At 55.4% G+C, this 1188-nt stretch carries 1 rRNA gene; it reads right to left on the bottom strand.

Features of this window, described 5'->3' with window-relative positions:
- A 23S ribosomal RNA gene (locus JN080_RS28760) occupies positions 1-1188 on the bottom strand; the annotation flags it as partial.

Raw genomic sequence — 1188 nt, forward strand, 5'->3', positions numbered from 1 at the left:
GCTATGGGAAATCTCATCTCGAGGGGGGCTTCATGCTTAGATGCTTTCAGCACTTATCCCGTCCGCACATAGCTACCCAGCGATGCCTTTGGCAAGACAACTGGTACACCAGCGGTGCGTCCATCCCGGTCCTCTCGTACTAAGGACAGCTCCTCTCAAATTTCCTGCGCCCACGACGGATAGGGACCGAACTGTCTCACGACGTTCTGAACCCAGCTCGCGTACCGCTTTAATGGGCGAACAGCCCAACCCTTGGGACCGACTACAGCCCCAGGATGCGATGAGCCGACATCGAGGTGCCAAACCTCCCCGTCGATGTGGACTCTTGGGGGAGATAAGCCTGTTATCCCCAGGGTAGCTTTTATCCGTTGAGCGATGGCCCTTCCATGCGGAACCACCGGATCACTAAGCCCGACTTTCGTCCCTGCTCGACTTGTAGGTCTCGCAGTCAAGCTCCCTTGTGCCTTTACACTCTGCGAATGATTTCCAACCATTCTGAGGGAACCTTTGGGCGCCTCCGTTACTCTTTAGGAGGCGACCGCCCCAGTCAAACTGCCCACCTGACACTGTCTCCCACCCCGATAAAGGGGTGCGGGTTAGAATTTCAATACAGCCAGGGTAGTATCCCACCGACGCCTCCACCGAAGCTGGCGCTCCGGCTTCAAAGGCTCCTACCTATCCTGTACAAGCTGTACCGAAATTCAATATCAGGCTACAGTAAAGCTCCATGGGGTCTTTCCGTCCTGTCGCGGGTAACCTGCATCTTCACAGGTACTATAATTTCACCGAGTCTCTCGTTGAGACAGTGCCCAGATCGTTACGCCTTTCGTGCGGGTCGGAACTTACCCGACAAGGAATTTCGCTACCTTAGGACCGTTATAGTTACGGCCGCCGTTTACTGGGGCTTCAATTCAGAGCTTCGCTTACGCTAACCCCTCCTCTTAACCTTCCAGCACCGGGCAGGCGTCAGCCCCTATACTTCGCCTTGCGGCTTCGCAGAGACCTGTGTTTTTGCTAAACAGTCGCCTGGGCCTATTCACTGCGGCTCTTCGAGGCGTGAACCCCAAAGAGCACCCCTTCTCCCGAAGTTACGGGGTCATTTTGCCGAGTTCCTTAACGAGAGTTCTCTCGCTCACCTTAGGATTCTCTCCTCGCCTACCTGTGTCGGTTTGCGGTACGGGCACCTTT

Origin of the sequence: Bacillus sp. EB600 (assembly GCF_024494385.1) — a bacterium.
In the GTDB taxonomy this organism is placed as follows: domain Bacteria; phylum Bacillota; class Bacilli; order Bacillales; family Cytobacillaceae; genus JAEVLT01.